This is a genomic window from Bradyrhizobium manausense, assembly GCF_018131105.1.
Lineage (GTDB): Bacteria > Pseudomonadota > Alphaproteobacteria > Rhizobiales > Xanthobacteraceae > Bradyrhizobium > Bradyrhizobium manausense_B.
In genome coordinates this window covers 154,497-174,930 of the sequence record NZ_JAFCJI010000002.1, presented here as the reverse complement: position 1 = coordinate 174,930, position 20,434 = coordinate 154,497, and the positions used below count along the sequence as shown (strand labels likewise).

20 protein-coding genes are annotated in these 20,434 nt (G+C 63.7%); 5 read left to right on the top strand and 15 right to left on the bottom strand.

Going from position 1 to position 20,434, the window contains the following annotated elements:
• Positions 1-81: 81 nt before the first annotated feature.
• A complete protein-coding gene (locus tag JQ631_RS21125) occupies positions 82-1,431 on the top strand; it encodes an 8-oxoguanine deaminase (protein ID WP_212328850.1) in 1,350 nt (449 codons plus the stop codon).
• A 100-nt stretch (positions 1,432-1,531) separates the two neighbouring features.
• On the opposite strand, the gene JQ631_RS21120 is transcribed toward JQ631_RS21125, so the two are convergent.
• From JQ631_RS21120 to JQ631_RS21075, 10 genes are all read right to left on the bottom strand, one after another.
• The gene (locus tag JQ631_RS21120) at positions 1,532-2,608 is read right to left on the bottom strand and encodes a BMP family ABC transporter substrate-binding protein (RefSeq protein WP_212328849.1); all 1,077 of its coding nucleotides are present in this window, start codon (positions 2,606-2,608) and stop codon (positions 1,532-1,534) included.
• 75 nt (positions 2,609-2,683) lie between these two features.
• Positions 2,684-3,601: an ABC transporter permease gene (locus JQ631_RS21115; RefSeq protein ID WP_212328848.1), complete on the bottom strand. Its 918-nt coding sequence runs from the start codon at positions 3,599-3,601 to the stop codon at positions 2,684-2,686.
• Positions 3,588-4,679: an ABC transporter permease gene (locus JQ631_RS21110; RefSeq protein WP_212328847.1), complete on the bottom strand. Its 1,092-nt coding sequence runs from the start codon at positions 4,677-4,679 to the stop codon at positions 3,588-3,590. Before JQ631_RS21110 ends, JQ631_RS21115 begins: the two co-directional genes overlap by 14 nt.
• Positions 4,663-6,234, bottom strand: coding sequence for an ABC transporter ATP-binding protein (locus tag JQ631_RS21105; protein WP_212328846.1), 1,572 nt, complete (start codon positions 6,232-6,234; stop codon positions 4,663-4,665). Before JQ631_RS21105 ends, JQ631_RS21110 begins: the two co-directional genes overlap by 17 nt.
• A gap of 131 nt (positions 6,235-6,365) precedes the next feature.
• Positions 6,366-6,851, bottom strand: a complete 486-nt coding sequence (locus JQ631_RS21100) for a nucleoside deaminase (RefSeq protein WP_212328844.1) — start codon at positions 6,849-6,851, stop codon at positions 6,366-6,368.
• 13 nt (positions 6,852-6,864) lie between these two features.
• On the bottom strand, positions 6,865-8,397 hold the full coding sequence (locus JQ631_RS21095; RefSeq protein WP_212328842.1) for an ABC transporter ATP-binding protein: 1,533 nt from the start codon (positions 8,395-8,397) through the stop codon (positions 6,865-6,867).
• Complete coding sequence (gene biuH, locus JQ631_RS21090) at positions 8,394-9,077, bottom strand: biuret amidohydrolase (protein ID WP_212328840.1); 684 nt, start codon at positions 9,075-9,077, stop codon at positions 8,394-8,396. The genes JQ631_RS21095 and biuH overlap by 4 nt, the downstream gene beginning before the upstream one ends.
• Positions 9,078-9,088: 11 nt before the next feature.
• Entirely contained in the window at positions 9,089-10,015 is a 927-nt protein-coding gene (locus JQ631_RS21085) for an ABC transporter permease (protein ID WP_212328838.1), read from the bottom strand.
• Between the two features lies 1 nt (position 10,016).
• A complete protein-coding gene (locus tag JQ631_RS21080; protein WP_212328836.1) occupies positions 10,017-11,129 on the bottom strand; it encodes an ABC transporter permease in 1,113 nt (370 codons plus the stop codon).
• Positions 11,126-12,238, bottom strand: a complete 1,113-nt coding sequence (locus tag JQ631_RS21075; RefSeq protein ID WP_212328834.1) for a BMP family ABC transporter substrate-binding protein — start codon at positions 12,236-12,238, stop codon at positions 11,126-11,128. Before JQ631_RS21075 ends, JQ631_RS21080 begins: the two co-directional genes overlap by 4 nt.
• A gap of 365 nt (positions 12,239-12,603) precedes the next feature.
• On the opposite strand from JQ631_RS21075, the gene JQ631_RS21070 reads away from it, so the two are divergent.
• Both JQ631_RS21070 and JQ631_RS21065 read left to right on the top strand, forming a co-directional pair.
• On the top strand, positions 12,604-13,878 hold the full coding sequence (locus JQ631_RS21070) for an allantoate amidohydrolase (protein WP_212331478.1): 1,275 nt from the start codon (positions 12,604-12,606) through the stop codon (positions 13,876-13,878).
• Positions 13,879-13,972: 94 nt separating this feature from the next.
• Positions 13,973-15,346, top strand: a complete 1,374-nt coding sequence (locus tag JQ631_RS21065; RefSeq protein ID WP_212328832.1) for a hypothetical protein — start codon at positions 13,973-13,975, stop codon at positions 15,344-15,346.
• Between the two features lie 33 nt (positions 15,347-15,379).
• Here the strand turns inward: JQ631_RS21065 and JQ631_RS21060 are convergent, their stop codons facing one another.
• Positions 15,380-15,601, bottom strand: coding sequence for a hypothetical protein (locus JQ631_RS21060; protein WP_212328830.1), 222 nt, complete (start codon positions 15,599-15,601; stop codon positions 15,380-15,382).
• Between the two features lie 340 nt (positions 15,602-15,941).
• On the opposite strand from JQ631_RS21060, the gene JQ631_RS21055 reads away from it, so the two are divergent.
• Positions 15,942-16,124: a hypothetical protein gene (locus JQ631_RS21055; RefSeq protein ID WP_212328828.1), complete on the top strand. Its 183-nt coding sequence runs from the start codon at positions 15,942-15,944 to the stop codon at positions 16,122-16,124.
• Between the two features lie 21 nt (positions 16,125-16,145).
• Here JQ631_RS21055 and JQ631_RS21050 read toward each other — a convergent pair whose 3' ends face one another.
• The 3 genes from JQ631_RS21050 to JQ631_RS21040 form a co-directional block, all read right to left on the bottom strand.
• Positions 16,146-17,531 (bottom strand): vWA domain-containing protein, encoded by a 1,386-nt coding sequence (locus JQ631_RS21050; RefSeq protein ID WP_212328826.1) that lies wholly within the window; start codon positions 17,529-17,531, stop codon positions 16,146-16,148.
• Positions 17,532-17,536: 5 nt separating this feature from the next.
• Entirely contained in the window at positions 17,537-18,484 is a 948-nt protein-coding gene (locus tag JQ631_RS21045) for an AAA family ATPase (RefSeq protein WP_212328825.1), read from the bottom strand.
• A 147-nt stretch (positions 18,485-18,631) separates the two neighbouring features.
• Positions 18,632-18,832 (bottom strand): hypothetical protein, encoded by a 201-nt coding sequence (locus JQ631_RS21040; protein WP_212328824.1) that lies wholly within the window; start codon positions 18,830-18,832, stop codon positions 18,632-18,634.
• Between the two features lie 227 nt (positions 18,833-19,059).
• Here JQ631_RS21040 and JQ631_RS21035 point away from each other — a divergent pair, with 227 nt between their 5' ends.
• Positions 19,060-20,034: a quinone oxidoreductase family protein gene (locus tag JQ631_RS21035; RefSeq protein WP_212328823.1), complete on the top strand. Its 975-nt coding sequence runs from the start codon at positions 19,060-19,062 to the stop codon at positions 20,032-20,034.
• Positions 20,035-20,073: 39 nt separating this feature from the next.
• Here the strand turns inward: JQ631_RS21035 and JQ631_RS21030 are convergent, their stop codons facing one another.
• Positions 20,074-20,349 carry a hypothetical protein gene (locus JQ631_RS21030; protein ID WP_212328821.1) on the bottom strand — a complete coding sequence of 92 codons (276 nt, stop codon included), beginning with the start codon at positions 20,347-20,349 and terminating at the stop codon, positions 20,074-20,076.
• Positions 20,350-20,434 lie beyond the last annotated feature (85 nt).

Here is a 20,434-nt window from a genome sequence, read left to right as displayed (position 1 = left end):
CAACGACAAGTCGCGGCAGTCACGCTCTCGGGCCGGCCCTTGCCTTGCCGACCGTCAGCGGATGTGAGGAGAAGCAAGCGCATGAGCGACGCAAAGCCGATCTGGATCAGGGATCCCCTCGCCATCCTCGCCGATGGCGCGAGGCGCGGGATCGTCGTGAGGGATGGCCGCATCATCGAACTCGTACCCGCGGGCGCAACCCCCGCGACCGCGGACGTCGCGGTGTTCGATGCGAACGAGCACGTCGTGTTGCCGGGCCTCATCAACACCCATCATCATTTCTATCAGACACTGACACGGGCGCTGCCGGCGGCGATGGACCGCGAGCTGTTTCCCTGGCTCCGGGCGCTCTATCCGGTGTGGGCGAAGCTGACGCCCGAATCGCTGGAGCTCGGCGTCACCGTGGCGATGTCGGAGCTGCTGCTCTCGGGCTGCACGACCACGACGGATCACCACTATGTCTTTCCGGCGGGGCTCGAAGAGTCCGTCGACATCGAAGTTGGCGTCGCAAGGCGGCTCGGCATGCGCGTGCTGCTGACGCGCGGCTCGATGAATCTGTCGCAGCGCGACGGCGGCCTGCCGCCCGACAGCGTCGTGCAGGACGAGGACACCATCCTCGCCGACAGCGCGCGCGTGGTCGCCAGGTATCACCAGCGCGGGGCGGATGCGATGGTGCAGATCGCGCTCGCGCCGTGCTCGCCGTTCTCGGTGACGACGTCGCTGATGCGCGCCACCGCCGATCTCGCCGGCAAGCTCGACGTGCGCCTGCACACCCACCTTGCCGAGACCGAAGACGAGACTAGATTCTGCCAGCAGATGTATGGCTGCCGTCCGCTCGACTATCTCGAGCAGTGCGGCTGGCTCAACGCGCGGACCTGGCTCGCGCACGGCATCTTTTTCAATGCGGACGAGATGAAGCGCCTCGGCAGGGCCAAGACGACGATCAGCCATTGCGCCTGCAGCAACCAGATTCTGGCCTCCGGATGCTGTCCGGTGTGTGAGATGGAGGAGGCCGGTGTCGGGATCGGGCTCGGTGTCGACGGCTCGGCCTCCAACGATGGATCGAACCTGATGCAGGAGGTGCGAACCGCGTTCCTGGTGCAGCGGGCGCGCTACGGCGTGACCAAGGTCAGTCACAAGGACGCGCTGCGCTGGGCCACCCAGGGTTCGGCGGCCTGCGTCGGCCGTCCGGAACTCGGCGAGATCGCGGTCGGCAAGGCCGCCGACCTCGCGCTGTTCAAGCTCGATGAGTTGCGCTTCTCCGGCCATGGCGATCCCCTGGCCGCGCTGGTGCTGTGCGGGGCGCATCGTGCCGACCGGGTGATGGTGGCGGGGAATTGGGCCGTGGTCGACGGCGCGATCCCGGGGCTGGACGTTCCGGACCTCATTCGCCGCCATGGCGCCGCGGCGCGCGCGATGCGGGCAGGTTGAGACTAAAAGAGGGGGCGGCCAGAAGTGCCGGGTGCTTCTGGCTACCCCCTCCGAACCTCCTCCGGGAGGAGCAGGTGTTTTAGTCAAAGCAAGAAGCGTGCTACTTGCCCGGCAGCTTGTCGTCGATGCCCTTGACGTAGAAATTCATGCCGAGGATCTGGCCGTCGTCGAGGTGATCGCCACCTTTGCACTCGATCGGCTTGCCATCCTGCCCAAGGACCGGGCACTTGAACGGATTCAGCTTGCCCGCGATGATCGCGGCCTGGGCATCCTCGGCGATCTTTTTCACATCGTCGGGCATGTTGGTGTACGGCGCCATCGCGAACATGTGGCTGTCGAGGCCGCCCCAGGTGTCGCCGGACTTCCAGGTGCCGTCGAGTTCGGCCTTGACGCGCTCGATGTAATAGGGGCCCCAGGTGTCGAGGATCGACGTCAATTGAGCCTTCGGGCCGAACTTGATCATCTCGGAGTCCTGGCCGAAAGCCAGCTTGCCGCGTTCGCTGGCGATCTGCATCGCGGCGGGCGAGTCCGTGTGCTGCATGATGATGTCGGCGCCCTGGTCGATCAGCGCCTTGGCGGCGTCGGCCTCCTTGCCCGGATCGAACCAGGTGTTGGCCCAGATGATCTTGACCTTGATGTTCGGATTGATCGTCTGCGCCGCGATCATCGTCGCGTTGATGCCGGAAACGACCTCGGGGATCGGGAACGAACCGATATAGCCGAGCACGCCCGATTTCGACATCTTGGCCGCGATCAGGCCTTGAATGTAGCGGCCTTGCCACCATTTGGCCGAATAGGTCGACAAGTTCGCGTTGCGCTTGTAGCCGGTGGCGTGCTCGAAATGCACGTTCGGATATTTCTTCGCGACTTTCAGCGTCGAGTCCATGTAGCCGAACGACGTCGTGAAGATCAGCTTGTTGCCGGCGCGGACGAGCTGCTCGATGGAGCGCTCGGCATCGGGACCTTCGGAGACGTTTTCGAGATAGGTGGTCTCGATCTTGTCGCCGAGTTCTTTCACCAGCGCCTGACGGGCAAGCTCATGCTGGTAGGTCCAGCCGAGATCGCCGATCGGACCGAGGTAAATGAAGCCGACTTTCAGCTTGTCGGCGGCGGAGGCCGCACTGATGCTCCCGGCAAGCAGGAGGCCGGCAGCCAGTGCAAGAAGTGATTTCCTCATCGTCAATCTCCAAACATCAGGGGAAAGCCACGATCCGGAACGTGTGCGCCCCATCGCGCACGCCACGGAATGAAATCAGCGGTCAGGCACGAACACGGTGCCGAGCGCGGCCGGTGCGGTCGAGCCACCAGTGCGCGCGCGGGAGAGCAGGACCAGCACGATGATGGTCGCGAGGTAAGGCAGTGCTGACATGAATTGCGAGGGAATACCAACGCCCCAGCCTTGCGCATGCAGTTGCAGGATCGTCACCGCGCCGAAGAGATAGGCGCCGACCACGAGCCGGCCCGGCCGCCACGACGAGAACACGACCAGCGCCAGCGCGATCCAGCCGCGGCCCGCGGTCATGCCGGGAACGAAGAAAGGCGTATAGGCGAGCGGCAGGTAAGCACCGGCAAGGCCCGCGCAGGCGCCGCCGAACATCACGGCGAAGGTACGAATGCGCAGCACGGGGTAGCCGAGTGCATGGGCGGAGACATGGTTGTCGCCGCAGGCACGCAGGATCAATCCGGCGCGCGTGCGGTACAGGAACCACCAGACCGCGATGATGAGCGCGATGGAGAAATAGACAAAGGCGTCCTGGCCGAAGAGCACGCGGCCGATTAGCGGAATGTCGGTGAGGCCGGGAATATAAAGATGGATTGCGGGCGCGATGCGCTCGCCGACGAAACCTGCGCCGATCAGGCCGGATAGGCCTATTCCAAAGATGGTCAGCGCGAGCCCGGTTGCGACCTGGTTGACGGCGAGGCCAAGCGCCATCAGCGCGAAGATCAGCGACATCAGCATGCCGGCGATGATGCCGAACAGCGCCCCGATAAAGATCGATCCGGTCAACCACGCGCCGGCAAAGCCGCAGGCCGCGCCGACGATCATCATGCCTTCGACGCCGAGATTGAGGACGCCGGAGCGCTCGGTCACGAGCTCGCCCGTTGCCGCGATCAGGAGCGGCGTCGAGGCTGAAAGCACCGACAGGATGATGGCTTCAACCAGCTCCACGGGCCACCTGTCGGTTCGGGAAGACGAGCTTGAATCGATAGAGGATGAGGGAGTCGCACGCGAGCACGTAGAACAGCAGGATGCCCTGGAAGACCTTGGTGACGTCCAGCGGGATTTTCATTGCGATCTGAGCCTGCTCGCCGCCGATGAAGGTCAGCGCGAGAAAAAGGCCAGCAATCAATATTCCAAGCGGGTTCAACCGGCCGAGGAAGGCGACGATGATCGCGGTAAAGCCGTAGCCGGGCGAGATGCCTGGCTGGAGATGTCCGATGGGACCGGCGACCTCGATGATGCCGGCAAGGCCGGCCAACGCGCCCGACACTGCAAAGGTCAGGATGATCAGCTGGTTGGCGTTGAAGCCGCCGAACCTCGCCGCGCGCGGCGCCGCTCCGACCACGCGGATCTCGAACCCCTTGATGGTGCGCCCGAGCAGGATCGCGGCTGCTGCGACGACCAGCAATGCGATGATCGAGCCGAGATGCAGCCGGCCGCCTTCGATCAGCAGCGGGACGGTCGCAACCGGATCGAAGTCGGCCGTCGTCGGGAAGTTGAAGCCGTTCGGGTCGCGCCAGGGACCGCGGACGAGATAGTCCAGCAGGAGGTCGGCGACATAAACCAGCATCAGGCTGGTGAGGATCTCGCTGGCGCCGAACCTCACCTTGCAGATCGCGGGGATCAGCGCATAGAGCGCGCCTGCAGCGGCGGCCAGCACGAACATCGCCGGCAGCACCCAGGCGCCGGCGTCAGTGCCTTGCGTTTTCACGGCGATCCAGCTTCCGGCGACGGCGCCGACCAGGAATTGTCCCTCGGCGCCGATGTTCCAGGCGTTGGCGAGATAGCATAGCGACAGCCCGATCGCGATCATCACCAGCGGCGTCGCCTTCACCGCGATCTCCTGGAGCGAATAGCCGTCGGTCAGCGGCGCGATGAAATAGGCTTGCAGCGCAAGAAGCGGATTCTTGCCGAGGATTGCGAACAGGATGGTCATGGTCACGATGGTCAGGCCGATCGCGATCATCGGCGAGATCAGGGCGATTGCGTGGGAGCGCTCAGTTCGCTTCTCAAGCACCAATCGCATGCGCGGCCTCCTCCGGCTCCAGGCTACTGCCGCCCATGAGAAGGCCGAGCTTTTCGCGTGTCGCATCGCGCGCGGCGAGCGGCTCCGACAGCCGGCCGTGGAACATCACGGCGATGCGGTCGGCGATCTCGGCGAGTTCGTCGAGATCCTGGCTCGTGACCAGCACCGCTGCGCCTGCGGTCGCGAGATCAAGTAGGGCTTGGCGGATGACGGCGGCTGCTCCAGCGTCGACGCCCCAGGTCGGCTGGCTCACCACCAGCAAAGTCGGATGGCGCAGGATCTCGCGGCCGACGATGAATTTTTGCAGATTACCGCCCGAGAGCGATGCGGCTTCCGGATCGCGCTTGGACTTGCGCACGTCGAACGTTTCGGTGGCCTTGTCCACCGTCTGCAGTGTGGCCGCGGTGTCGATGAAACCGTGATTGACCATGCCGCTGGCGGCGTGTCCGGTGAGCAGCGCGTTTTCCGACAGCTTCATGCGCGGCGCGGCGCCGTGGCCGAGCCGCTCTTCGGGCACGAAGGCGGCACCGAGCTTGCGCCGCCTGGTGATCGAGAGGTGGCCGGCGGCGATGCCCTCGATCACCACCGTTCCGGGATCCTTCGAGAGCCGCTCGCCCGAGAGTGCGGCGAACAGTTCGTCCTGGCCGTTGCCGGCAACGCCGGCGATGCCAAGGATTTCGCCGCCCTTCAGCTCGAACGAGATGTGCTCGAGCCGCACACCATGCGCCTCGGCCGGCGCAAGCGAGAGATCGTTGACGACCAGCCGCGGGATCGTGGTCTGCCGGCCGGCGGGTGCCTTCACCTCCTTGATCTCGCCGCCCACCATCATGCGTGCGAGCGAGGCGGCAGTCTCGAGCCGGGGACTGCAGGTCTGGATTTTTTTGCCGCCGCGCAGGATCGTCGCTGTGTCGCAGAGCCGCTTCACCTCCTCGAGCTTGTGGCTGATGTAGAGGATGGCGCGGCCTTCGGCCTTGAGCCGCTCCAGCACGACGAAGAGCTGGTCGGCTTCCTGCGGCGTCAGCACCGCGGTCGGCTCGTCGAGGATCAGGAACTTCGGATCCTGCATCAGTGCGCGGACGATCTCGATGCGCTGGCGTTCGCCGACCGACAATTGCCAGACCTCGCGCTTGGGATCGAGCGGCAGACCATAGGTTTGCGACACCTGCTCCAGCCGCGCCGACATATCCTTGAAGGATTCCCTGCCGTCGAGACCGAGCGCGACATTCTCGGCGACGGTGAGGTTGTCGAACAGCGAGAAGTGCTGGAACACCATGCCGATGCCGCGGCTGCGGGCCTCAGAGGGACCTGACAGCACGATTGGTTTCCCCTGCCAGCGGATTTCGCCGGCAGAGGGCTGGATCAGCCCATAGATTGCCTTCACCAGCGTCGACTTGCCGGCGCCATTCTCGCCGAGCAGGGCATGGATTTCCTTCGGCCGGATATCGATGTCGATCGCGTCATTGGCGAGGAGGTCGCCATAGCGCTTTGTAAGCCCGATGGTCTGGAGCAGCGGAGGCCCGCCGGTATGCAGGCCGTTGGGAGTCGAATCTAGCATTCGGTGTCACGCACGCCTGTGATCAGCTGAAGTGCCTCAATTGTGGGCCAATTTAGACCGTGGCGTAAGTCGTGAAAAAGACCATAAGGTGGATAAGCGTAGTGTAACCCACCACTTTGGTTCCCCGATCGCTATTTCGTCCATACCCCCTCGTGCAGGGCCTCGGCTTCGTTTTCCAGGACGGGGCCGACGACTTCGGTCGGCCGTTGGCCATGGGCGAAGACCTCGCGGCACGGCAGGTCGAGGGTCGGGTTCTCGGGGTGATTGCCGGTGATGCCGCGCAGGCGGTGCTCGCTAAGGCCGTAGACCACGCGGCCGATGCCGGCCCAGTAGATCGCACCCGAACACATCGCGCAGGGTTCGGCGGAGGAATAGAGCGTTGAGCGCGCCAGCACCGCGCGGCTGAACGTCCGGCAGGCTTGCGTCGCCGCCAGACGCTCCGCATGCGCGGTGCCGTCGTGATCCGGCATGTAGCCGTTCTCGGTCTCGATCAACACGTCGCCGTCGGCATCGACGACGATGCAGCCGAACGGATGGTTGCCATGGGCGAGTGAGCGGCGGGCGACCGCGAAGGACAAACGCAAAAAGTGGTCGTCACGTTCGCTCAGGCCGTTCATCGCGCCTCCGCGGTCAGTGCCCCGCCATGTGCCGGCCAACCTCGGTGAGATCGGCTTCGCTGGTCCGTGCTTCATACACGAATTCGCCATGGAACATCACCACGAGCCGGTCGGACAGTTCGAGCAATTCGTCGAGGTCCTCGCTGACCAGCAGCACCGCGGCGCCGCGGTTGCGGGCGGCCATGATCTCGGCGTGGATCTGTGCCACTGCCGCGAAGTCGAGGCCGAAGCAGGGATTGGCCGCGATCAGCACCTCGACATCGCCGGCAAGCTCGCGGGCGAGCACGGCGCGCTGCACGTTGCCGCCTGATAGCGCCGAAATCGGCGTGTCAGGCGTGCGGGTCTTGATCTTGTATTGCCCGATCTTCCTCGTTGCGTCGTCGCGGAAGGCACCGCGGTTGAGCCACCAGCCGCCGCTGGCGAATGGGGCGCGATCGAACTCGCGGAAGGCGATGTTGTCGGCAACGCTCATGCTGCCGACACAGGCGTTTTTCAGAGGCTCCTCGGGCAGAAGCGACATCTTGTGGCGCCGCATCTCCTCGCGGCTGGCGTGATAGGGATCGCCTGCGACGCGGATTTCACCGCCCTCCGCCTCGCGCTGGCCGGCCAGGACCTCGACAAGCTGGCGCTGGCCGTTGCCGGAGACACCGGCGATGCCGACGATCTCGCCGGCGCGCACGGTGAGGGAAACGTCATGCACGGCCATGGCGCCGGCATCGTCGAGCGCGCGGAGCTTCTCCAGCTTGAGCCGCGCCTTGCCGGCTTCGCCGGTGCGCGGTGGCTGAACGGTCAGCTCCTCGGCGCCGATCATGGTGCGCGCCATCGCATCCGGCGTCAGCTCGGCGACTTTGCCGGCACCGGCGAGCTTGCCGCGGCGCAGGATGGTGACCTCGTCGGCGAACGCCATGACTTCGCGGAACTTGTGGGTGATCATGAGGATGGTCAGTTCGCCCTTCTCGACCATGTCGCGAAGCATGCCGAGCACCTCGTCGGCTTCGGCCGGCGTCAGCACCGAGGTCGGCTCATCCAGGATCAGGAAGCGGCGCTTCAGATAGAGCTGCTTCAGGATCTCGCATTTCTGCCGCTCGCCAGCCGAGATGTCGGAGACCTTTGCGGAGAGCGGTACCTTGAAGGGCATCCGGGCAAGGAACGTTTCGAGCTCCTTTATCTCCTTCGTCCAGTTCACCACCGCCGGCACGTCCTGGCGGGCCAGCACCAGATTTTCGGCAACCGTCATGGCCGGCACCAGCGTAAAGTGCTGGTAGACCATGCCGAGGCCGAGCGCATGGGCATCCTGCGGGTTGGCGATCGCCTGCTCGCGGCCGCCGACGAGGATGTCGCCTTCGGTGGCGTGGTAATAACCCATGATACATTTGACGAGGGTCGACTTGCCGGCGCCGTTCTCGCCGAGCAGCGCGTGGAACGACCCGGGCCGCACTTTCAGCTCGACATTATCCAATGCCAGGAAGTCGCCGAAGCGCATGGTCATGGCGATGGCGTCGACGCCGAAGGCGCCTGACGGTCGAGGCGGTTCGCCAATGATCACGAAATCGCTCCGATGAAAGCGTCCGACGTAGCGACCGCGCCGAACACGCCGCCCTGCATCTTGATCATCTTGAGCGCGTGATCGTGGTTGCCCTTGTCGGTCGCGCCGCAGCAATCGCTTAGCAGGACGCATTCGAAGCCTCGATCGTTGGCTTCGCGCATCGTGGTGTGAACGCAGACGTCGGTGGTGATTCCGGTCAGAACGATGTTCTCTATGCCGCGCACGCGCAGGATCAGTTCGAGATCGGTGGCGCAGAACGAGCCCTTGCCGGGTTTGTCGATGATGGGCTCGCCCGGCAGTGGCGCGAGCTCTTCGATGATGTCCCAGCCGGGCTCGCCGCGCACAAGGATGCGGCCGCACGGGCCGGGATCGCCGATCCCGGCGCCGATCTGCCGCGAGCGCCAGCGCTTGTTGGCGGGCAGGTCCGAGAGATCCGGGCGATGGCCTTCGCGGGTATGGATGACGTGAAACCCCTGCTTGCGCATGACCGCAAGCAGCTTCCTGATCGGCTCGATCGGTGCCCGCGTCAGCGAGAGATCGTAGCCCATCTTGTCGACATAACCACCGATGCCGCAGAAGTCGGTTTGCATGTCGATGACGATGAGCGCAGTGTTTTGGGGGCGCAGATCGCCGTTGTAGGGCCACGCGTATGGTTCGGACTGGATATGACGCTCGGGCATGACTTCGTTCTCTAGCGGGTGATCGACAATTCGGCCGGGGCTCCGGTCAGCGTGCGTTTCGGCGAGCAGGTGATGATCATGATCGCCAGCGTCAGGATGTAAGGCGCGGCGTTGAAGAGGTGATAGCCGGAGGTGACGCCGACCGATTGCAGCGCCGGTCCAAGCGCCGCGGCGCCGCCAAAGGCGAGCGAGGCCCACAGGCAAAGGAGGGGGTCCCAGCGTGCGAAGATCACGAGCGCCACGGCGGTGATGCCCTGGCCGGAGGACAGACCCTCGTTCCAGCTTCCGGGATAGAACAGCGAGAGGAACGAGCCGCCGATGCCGGCGAGGAAGCCGCCGACCATCGTCGCGCGCAGGCGGATCAGCAGCACGGAGTGGCCCATCGCGCGTGCGGCATCGGAGCTCTCGCCCGCGGTGCGGATGAGCAAGCCCCAGCGCGTGGTGCGGAAAGCCCAGTAAAGAATGGGCGCAAGTGCGACGCCGATCAGGAAGAGTACGTTGACGCGTAACGCGGCTCGCACCTGTGGGATGTCGCTCCACCAGCCGAAATCGATTGCCGGCAGCCGCGGCGCGGTGGGCTCAATCAGCGGCTTGCCGAGATAGAAGGCAAGGCCGGTACCGAACAGCATCAAGGCAATGCCGACCGCGACGTCGTTGACGCGGGGCAACGAGCAGATACCGGCATGCAGCGCGCCCAGCAGCGCGCCGGTGATGCCGGCGGCAAACACGCCGAGCCAAGGCGAGCCGGACAGATAGGAAATGCCATAGGCGCTCATCGCGCCCATCACCAGCGTGCCTTCGAGGCCGAGATTGATACGGCCCGAACGCTCGGTGATGCATTCGCCCAGGCTCACGAACAGGAAAGGCGTGGAGACTCGAATGGCGCCACCGAGCACGGCGAGCGGGACGGTCCAGAGTCCGATCGATCCGTCTGCCATCTCAGGATTTTCCCTTCAGGAAACCGATGCGGCCGTAGAGCGCGTCGCTGGCCAGCACGAAGACGAAGATGATGCCCTGAAGCACCAGCACAGATGCATCGGGCAGTCCCAGGCGACGCTGCAACAGGCCGCCGCTCGCGCTGATGCCGCCAAGCAGGATCGCGACGGGAATGATCGCGAGCGGATTTTGTCGCGCGAGGAAGGCGACGAGAATGCCGGTGAAGCCGTAGCCCGCCGCGAGATTGGCATTGGTGCGGCCCTGCACGGCCGCGACTTCGACCATACCGGCAAGACCCGCGGCGCCACCGGCAAGGAAGCAGATGGTGAGGATCAGTTTGCTGACACCGAGGCCGACGATCTTGGCGGCGCGGACATTGCCACCGGCAACGCGCGCGGCAAAGCCGAACACGGTGTGATAGATCAGGATGTAGGCGGCGACCGCGGCGATCAGGCCGAAGACGAGGCCCCAATGCACGTCGGTGCCGGGGATCGAGCCGATCATGTTCGCGGCGCCGATCTCACGCGTCGACGGCTTGTTGAGACTCGCGGGATCCCGCATCATGCCTTCGACGAGGTGATTGAGAATCGCGATCGCGATGTAGACGAGCAACAGGCTCGATATCGTCTCGTTGACACCGCGATATTGCCGTAGCGCGCCCGCCAGCATGATCCACAGCCCACCGCCGATCACGCCAGCGATCACCATGGCGATCTGCACGACGAGTGGTGGCATGCCCTGAAGCAACAATGCAGCGCTGGTCGCCGACAATGCGCCGATCAGCAGCGCGCCTTCGCCACCGATGATGACCATGCCGAGCTGCGCCGGCAGCGCCGTGCAAAGGGCGGTGAGAATGAGCGGCGCTGCACGCGTCAGCGTATTCTGCCAGGAGAACCAGGTGCCGAAGGCGCCGTAATACATGTAGAAATAGAGATCGAGCGGGTTCTTGCCGAACATCGCGACGAATATGCCGAACACCACGAGCGCGCCGGCCAGCGCCGCGCTCGGAATCAGCACATATTCGAACGTGCCGCCGTAGCGTTGGAGGAACCCCGGTTTGGCGGCCGGGGCAACTGTCCCGACCGCCCCGGCGGAATCCGCCGTTTCCGCTGTCACGAAGTGGCTCCGATCACGCCCTCGACGAGGTAGTCCATCTTCTCGAGTTCGGGATCCTTCTGGCCGCGATCAGTGCCGGCCGCGATCACCGTCTTGCCCCTGTTGTCGACCAGGCCGCCCTTGAAGATCGCAAACCCGTCCGCCGACATGAATCTGGCCTTGGCCTCGTCGGCGGCCTTTCGTGCCTCGGTCGAGACGGCTTCGCCATAGGCCGAAACCTTGACGATCTCTTCCTTCAGACCGCCGCGGTAGAAATTCGGGACGCCTTCGCCGGCCGCGATCATCTTGACGAACTTCGGATAGAGCGCTTCCCAGTTCCATTCCGCGCCGGTGAGATATGCCTTGGGCGCCAGCGCGGACTGGTTGGTGTGATAGCCGCAGACGAAGGCACCACGCCGCGCAGCGTTCTCGACTATGGTCTTAGGGCCGTCGACGTGACAGGTCAGCACGTCCACACCCTGGTCGATCAGGCTGTTGGTAGCTTCAGCCTCCTTGACCGGCATCGACCAGTCCCCGGTGAAGATCACTTGCGTGGTGGCCTTCGGATTGACGGACTTGGCACCAAGCGTGAAGGCGTTGATGTTGCGCAGCACTTGGGGAATGGGCTTGGCTGCGACGAAGCCGAGCTTGCCGCTCTTCGACGTCAGGCCCGCGACGATGCCGGAGATGTACTGCGCCTCGTCGATATAGCCGAAATAGCTGCCGGCGTTCTTTGGGTCCTTGTCGGTCCAGAGACCGCCGCAATGCTCGAAGCGCAGCTTCGGGTACTTGGTGGCCATCTTGATCACGTGCGGATTGTAGTAACCGAACGAGGTCGGGAAGAGCAGGGTGGCGCCGTCGAGGTTGATCATGGACTCGACCGTTTTCTCGACCGCGTCAGTCTCCGGCACCTTCTCTTCCTCGACCACTTTGAGGCCGGGAATCTTCTTCAACGCCGCGGCGCCAAGGGCATGGGCCTGGTTGTAACCGTAGTCGTCCCGCGAGCCGACATAGATGAAGCCGATGGTGGTCTCGGCCGCGAAAACCGGGCGCGCGCCGGCCGCAGCGCCGAGGGTGAGGGCAGCACCGCCCTGCAACAAATGCCGTCGTGAAATCCTGCCAAAATCCATTGGTTGCTCCCTTGGCGGATGCACCGCCTTAATCTCGAGGCCGCGCCGGTCTGGCGGAACCTGGAACAGAGAGTGGCAAGCTTCGTGCCAGAGATTAGTGAGAGGGCATATTCAGATAACGGATTGAAAAATATAATGTATGCGGGTCAAAGAAATTTTGGCCAAGAAATGATCAGATGAATTTTTGGGCAATATCTCCTGATTGTATGCAATGTCGTTAAGCAGTCTTAACCGGTTCTCATGGGCCCGTGAGGGCCGGCCGCCCCCAGTCGTGCTAACCAGATGCCGGCTTAAGATGGCGTTGGCCGGCTGATTTTGTTGGTCGCGACTGTTGAAGGGTCTCCAGGAGGGCAAGCTTGACCGACATGGGTGCTGGTACGGCCTTTCAACATGCATCGCTCGGGGAGGCGATCGCGCGTCGCGTGCATCAACTCGCGACGATCTCGGAAGAGGGCGACAAGCTCACCCGCATCTATCTGACGAAGGAGCTGCGCGCGGCATCGGACGTCCTCCTCGGGTGGATGCGGGAGGCCGGCATGAACGCGCATCTCGATCCGATCGGCAATGTGTGCGGCCGCTACGAAGGTGAGCAGCCGGGTGCGCCCTGCCTGATGCTCGGCTCGCATTACGACACGGTGCGCGACGCCGGCAAATGGGATGGGCCGCTGGGCGTGATCACGGCGATCGCTTGCGTTGCCGAGCTCAACCGCCGCGGCAAGCGCCTGCAGTTTGCGATCGAGGTGGTCGCCTTTGCCGACGAGGAGGGCGTGCGCTTCGCCTCGACCTTGCTGGGAAGCCGGGCGTTGGCCGGCACGTTCGATGAGAGCGTCCTGGGCACACGCGACCGCGACGGCGTGTCGATGCGCGATGCGCTCGTCACCTTTGGGCTCGACCCGGATCGTATCGGCACGGCGGCGCGGCTCCGACAGGAGTTGCTGGCCTATCTCGAACTGCACATCGAGCAGGGGCCGGTGCTGGAAAACCGGAATCTGCCCGTCGGCGTCGTGACCGCGATTGCGGGGGCGACCCGGCTGGCAGCGCGGCTGACCGGCATGGCTGGTCACGCCGGCACCGTGCCGATGGCGTTGCGCCGCGACGCGCTCACGGGTGCGGCCGAATGCATCGGCGCGATCGAACAGTTTTGCCGTGCTGACGAGAGCAGTCTCGTCGGCACCGTCGGCGACATCCAGGCGAGGCCCGGCGCGACCAACGTCATTCCGGGCGAGGTATCGTTCACCATCGACATCCGCGCGCCGACCGACATGCATCGCAAATGTGCAGTGGCCGACGTCGTCCGCCAGATCGAGGCGATCGCAAGGCGCCGGCATTTGGCGCTTCAACTCGATGTCACCCATGAAAACCGCACCGCGCCTTGCGCACCGTGGCTGACGGATCAGATCGCGCAGGCGATCGCAGCGGAGGGTTTTCCCGTCTTCGAATTGCCGAGCGGAGCGGGGCACGACGGTATGGCGATGATCGACATTGCCGATGTCGGCATGATCTTCGTCCGCTGCCGTGGCGGCATCAGCCATCATCCGGACGAGCATGTGGAGCTGGCAGATGCCGACGCCGGCGCACGGGTGCTGCTGCGGGTGATCGAGAATTTCAGGCCCCGGGAAGACCGCGCCGGCGCGCGCTGACCGAAGGCCCCTGCGTCATCAGGGCGAGACACGAATCAGTCATGGTTGGAATGGTGACCGGCCATCGCCGGGGATCGCCAGATACCAGGCGCATATGAGCAGCGATATTTTCTTGCCGTCACGTCGTGGAAACCGATTTTACCAAGGCGCGGCTGCGACCTTCGTCGCCAACGCTCTCCAGACGGTCAACTTTCTCGGCGATCGGTTCCTGAGACAATCGCCACATTCGCTGTCGGCCATCGAGGATCTCTACCGGCACTCGATGGATAAGGCCTTTTCGGTGACCGAGGCTTTCCTCGTCACGGGCGCACCGCATGCCTCGGCCTATTATCCGCGTGACTTCGCCTGGTTCTATCCTGATGTACTCGACCCCGAGACCATCATCGATGCGCAGGATGCGGTGCGGCGAGCGCGGCTGCTCGAAAAGAGCGTGCGCCTGCTGCTGGAGGCAGTCCGCGCCGACGTCGTCACCACGACCATTGTCCCGGCAGGAGCCGGCCGGTATCTCGGCGTGAACTATTTCTCGCGGCCCTCGGACACGTTGCTCGGCATCCTCGCCGGGCTCCAGCAGATGCTCTCCGCAGAGGAGCGGGCGTCGTCCTACGTGGCGATGTCACAATGCGCCGACGCCGGCCGCATGTTGCTGGCGGAGTATGGCGACGATCTGAAGCGCGCGACCCTGAAGCTTGCAAGCGAGCTGGAGCCGTTCGACGCTGACGGCACCAGATATCTGCTCTGTGACGCCAGCGGGCCTCGCTCTGCAGCGACGGACACCCGCGCCGAGCGCCGGCGTTTTGTCACCAATGCCTGTGTCTACACGACCTTCGCGTGGGGCGTGCAGCTCGGCTTCGTCGAAGAGAATGAACTGAAGCGGCTGCTTGGGCGCGACCTTGCAGAGTATAAGACCGGACTGCTCAGCCTGTTTGGCAAGGACGGTTATGTCAGGCATTCGCTGGACGGCCCGGCGGGCACGCCGGTCTCCATGGTCGCGCTGGATTTCGTCGGCGTGCATCGCGGCTTCTGGGACATGAACGATGCGAGCGAGCGCGCGCTGTTTGCGGCCACGACGGATCTGATCATCGCCGAACCTCGTTTTCGCATCCCCAACACGTTCCACTTCCTCGTCTCGATGGATAATCCGCGCAACAAGACGATCCACAAGATTGCGGCGCCAGCCTACCAGGGGCGGACGTCCTGGCCGACGTTCAACGTCGAGTTCGCGGATCGCATGCTGGACTTCGACGAGCTCGCGGGGAGCGAGACCTACCGGACCTGCGCGCAAGCGATCTTGAAGGACATTCGCACGGCGACCGAGATCCACGGCGGGTATCAGGAACTGATCTCGGAGCAGGGTCTGAAATATCGCACCTGGGCCTATAAGGGCGCGGTTGCCCATTCCTGGTTTCCGCGCTTCCTGTCGGTCTGGAAGAGAGCATACGGAACGCCGCTCCTGCGGTGGAACGACTGATCCGCGACCCGCGCCGATATTTTGACGCGGGCGTTACGCCACCAAGTCCAGCAATCGGCACGATCCGCGCACCAGCGCTTTGCGCCCGATCAGGGTTATCGCCGGGACGCCGTCAGTGATGACGACGAGACCAAGCTTGACGAGGCTTTCGACGAGATAGGCCTTCGAGAGACGATCGTTTGCTACAGGGTTACGAAGTGTGCGCAGCGCTGCCCATTGATCCGGCGAAAGTTCGAAGTCGAAATCGTCGTTCATGTTGCCTCGATCGATGTCACGTTCGCGCGCCCCTGTTAGCGGCGCTGCATGAAAACCATGCGACGACAATGAGTCGGGAATTCGGTGAGCTGTTTAGAACTTCTCTTCACGAATTGCCGCAGTCCGTCGTGCCACAATGGTTAAGATCGTTCGGACGCGATAATCGTCCCGATCATTGATCACTAATTGATGATGTTGCGCTGCGACGGCCGCACTGCACAGGAAGCGCTGCTGTCTCATTCTGCGTCGCGATATGCACGGAAACGGTGAGACGCTGCGTTCGCGACTCTGCTAAGCTGTTTCGTGGGGAATGGCTTCACACGACAAGGAGTGTGAGTGCATGAACAGGCTGGTGGAAATTCGCAGTCAGGAATCCCTGTGCCGGGAGCGCGCCGCACTCGATTTCGAGCGTCGTGTTTTCTGGCTCGCGCAAGCCCAGGAATGGGAACAGCGCGCGCTTGATGAAATCGCCTATCACTTTCGCGAGTGCAATGTCGCTCACGCAGAGCTTGCGCCGAGCTGACGTCTGTCGCGCACCTGAGACTTACTGATAAGTCGCAACGATATCCGAGACCGCGCGCTCGAGCTGCTGCGCGGTAGCGCATTGCCGCACGACGCTGCAAAAGGTCGCATAGCGCGGCATCTCGGAATCGCCAAAACCCCAGGCGAGCCGTCCCTCGGGATTGAGCCAGACCAGCCGCTTTGAGCGCTCGGAGACCCGACGCAGGATATCGGCGCGCGGATCGAGATTGTTGCTGCGGGCATCGCCGAGCACGATCACTGTGGTCTGCGGCGTCAGCGCGCTCATGAAATCGTGCTCGAAATCGACCAGGGAGGAACCGTAGTCCGACGAGCCGAAGCCGACCTTGGACATGATCTCGGCCATCGCTTCCTCGGGCGACTTCTTCTCCAGGATCTCGCTGACCTCGATCAGATGTGACGAGAATGCGAAGGAGCGGACGTCGTCCACCACTTCATGCAGCGAGTGGATCAGGAGCAGGAAGAAATCCGAGACCTGTGCGACCGAGCCGGAGACGTCGCACAGCGCCACGATCTTCGGCCGGTCGCGGTGCTTGCGCTTCCAAGCGGTGAGGAATGGCACGCCGCCCCAGGCGGCGTTACGGCGGAGCGTCCGGCGGACGTCGAGATGGCCGCGGCGCTGGCGCTTACGCGGCTTCGAATAGCGTTCGCGTAGGCGGCGCGCGATCTGGCGGATGAGGGCGCGCATCTCCGCCACCTGGCGCCGCTCGATGCGCGCGAGCGGTGCATTGCGCAGGATCTCGTTGCGGAGGTTTTCGGCCTCTTCGCGTGCATAGAGCGCAAGTCCCTGCGAGACGGTGTCACGCACCGCTTCACGCAGGGCGTCAAGCGCACCGCGGAGGCGCTCAGCCAGCGCCGGGTTCGTCGCAGTCAGCTCGTCGAGGTCATCGCGCAGGCGCTGAAGGCCCATCGCGTCGAGGATACGGCTGGAGAAGATGCCGCGCTGGGTCGAATAGCGGATGTCGGAGAGCGAAGCCGCACCGGATGCGCTGGCGATGGCGGCCTGGATCGCGTTGCGGTCCTGCGACAGCAGCATCTGCGCGAGCGGACCCAATCCTTCCTGAGGCTGACCTCCGCCCGCTTCGCTGGCCGAGCTCGCGGAAGGCGATTGATCGGAGTTTTGCGAGGCCTCGTCATTGTCATTGTCATTGGCCTCGGCTTGATCCTGCGGTGGCTCCGGCGGGCTGAAGAACAGGTCAAAGCAATCGCCGAGCGCGAGCTTCTCGTCCTGCGACTTGGCGAGCGTCAGGAGCAGCGTGTCGCGCAGGATGGCGCGGTCGGTGAGGCCGACCTGTCCGACCGCGCGCATCGCATCAATGCTTTCGGCGGGCGAGACATGGACGCCCGCGCCCCGCGCCGCCCGAAAGAAACGATGAAGGTTCTCGCGCATCGGGATCAACCGAAGACGTTGGACCGGGTCGCCTTGGCAATGAAGGTCGTGATCTGCGGCGACGCAGCCTCGATGTCCGCTTCGTATTTCAGGAGAACGTTGAGCGTGTCCTTGACGATCTCGGTATCGAGCTCAGAGGCCTGAAGCAGCACCAGAACCCGCGCCCAGTCGATGGTTTCGCTGACAGAGGGCAGCTTCTTCAAATCGAGCGAACGGATCTCGTGGATGAAACCGACCATCTGCCGGCGCAGCGTCTGCGAGATGCCGGGCACGCGGCTCTCGACGATGCGTTCCTCGAGCCGCTGCTCGGGGAAGCCGATATGGAGATGCAGGCAGCGTCGCTTCAAGGCGTCGCCAAGGTCGCGCTCGCTGTTGGAGGTGAGGATCACCGTCGGCGGCGTGATCGCCGAAACGGTGCCGAGCTCAGGGATGGTCACCTGGAAGTCGGAGAGAATTTCCAGCAGCAGCGATTCGAATTCCGCATCCGATTTGTCGATCTCGTCGATCAGCAGCACGCACCCGCCCGGCTGCTCCAGCGCCTGGAGCAGAGGGCGCGGCTCGACGAATTCCTTCGAGAAGAACACGTCACCGAAATCGTGAAGCTGATCGAGCGCAGCGTGCAGCGTCTGCGCTCCGCCAAGGACTTCGCCGAGCTTGTCCTTGAGGATCTGGGTGTACAGCAGCTGTTTCGCGTACTTCCACTCGTAGAGTGCCTTGGCCTCGTCGAGGCCTTCGTAGCATTGCAGGCGGATCATCTTCTTGCCGCGCCAGGCGGCGATCGCCTTGGCAAGCTCGGTCTTGCCAACGCCCGCGGGTCCCTCGACCAGGATCGGCTTCTCGATCTGTTGCGACAAATAGACGGCGGTCGCGATCTGCCGGCTCGCGATGTAGCCCTGTGCGGCGAGGCCGCTCTCCACTGCCTCGATCGCGGTCGAGGCCTTCTGTTCAGCCACGAAAGGGCGCTCCCAAAGGTCTTGCTTGGGCTTGTTCTGCCTGCGTTCCCGGCAAAGAACAAGCCTCGTTTGGGACGGGCCTGATCCGCGCTGACGGCCGCTTTTTCCGTTCAGCGCAAATACTTAACAAGCGGGCCGATCGTGCGATCAGTGCCGCAGCAGCTCCGGCTTGCGGATGGTTTGCCTGACTTCCGCGCCGCAATCGGCGCATTCATAGACGAAGTCGATCTTGGCAAGGCTCCAGTGCGGCTCGACCTCACGCACGTACATCGGCAGGAACCCCATGCATGTCGGGCAAATCACAGGCGCGATTTCGATATCCTGATGATGCAGTACATAAGCTGGCATCTCGGCTCTCCTTCGCAGGCGACCACCAAACCCCGCGCAAAGGCTACTGCCGGTCGCGAGGATGCCGTCATCAACTCTTTCGAACAGAGACGGAACGGCGAGGGTTTGTCGTTCGCTGTGACATTCTTGTTACGTCTCTGTACTGTAACGGGCCGACAAAATGCCTATTTCTCCGGCCGATCCGCTTTTTCTCGGACCGTCAACGCAACGATAAGGGAGCAACGCCCATGACCCACGCCATTCGTTTTCACAAGACCGGCGGTCCGGAAGTTCTGGTCTGGGAGGAAGTCAGTGTCGGCAAGCCTGGACCGGGTGAAGCACGCATTCGCCACACGGCCGTCGGTCTCAACTTCGTCGACATCTACAATCGCTCGGGTGTGTATCCCGCGCAATTGCCGAGCGGGCTTGGCAGCGAGGCTGCTGGCGTTGTCGAGGAGGTCGGGCCGGGCGTCACCGATCTAAAGCCGGGCGATCGCGTCGCCTATGGTGCATCGCCTCTCGGCGCCTATTCCGAGGCGCGGCTGATCCCGGCAGATCGGCTGTTGAAGCTGCCTGACGGCGTCGACGACAAGACCGCGGCAGCCATGATGCTGAAGGGGCTGACCACGCAGTACCTGATCCGGCAAACCTATCGCGTGAAGGCCGGCGACACCATCCTGCTGCATGCGGCTGCCGGCGGCGTCGGCCTGATCCTGAGCCAGTGGGCGAAGCATCTCGGTGCGACCGTGATCGGCACGGTCAGCAGCGACGAGAAGGCAAAACTCGCCAAGGCCCATGGTTGCGACCATGTCATCATCTACAGCCGCGAGGATTTCGTGAAGCGCGTCGACGAGATCACCGGCGGCAAGAAGGTGCCGGTGGTCTATGATTCCGTCGGCAGGGACACGTTCCTGAAGTCGCTCGATTGCCTTGCGCCGCTTGGCGTCGCTGCGCTGTTCGGCGCGTCCTCCGGTGCGGTCGAGCCGCTCAATCTCGGTCTGCTCGCGCAGAAGGGCTCGCTCTACGTGACCCGGCCGACATTGTTCACCTACGCGGCCAAGCGCGAAAACCTGGTCGCGATGGCGAACGAACTGTTCGACGTCGTCAAGTCAGGCGCGGTCAAGATCGAGGTGCATCAGACCTACGCGCTGAAGGACGCCGCCAAGGCGCATGCCGATCTCGCTGCGCGCAAGACCACGGGATCGACCGTCCTCACGGTGTGAGTCTGGATTGGACAATGACGCAGGCTGCTCCAGCCTGCGTCACGCTTTCTCGTGCTTGCGCATGTCGCGAGCGTGATCATGTCGGATCGCCTGAAGGTCAACGTCCTCAGGCGGGATTTCGGGGAGGACGGCCTCAGCCAAAATGGCTTCGGTCACGTCCTCGACGGAGTTCTCCGCGATTTCATGGATGAACGAGATGTTCTGGTATTCGCCGGAACTGACGCGGGAGATAACTTCGCGCCTTGTGATCTCGGGGTCGACGATGGCCTCGCGACCGCGTCGCCCATAGTCGATCATCACGACGAAATACTGCATCAAACGATCCTGCCGCGCGCCCGGTAACCCGACGCGCGGCAGATTATTTCCGAAAAACGGAATCAAGTCAAGGTGGATTTCCAAA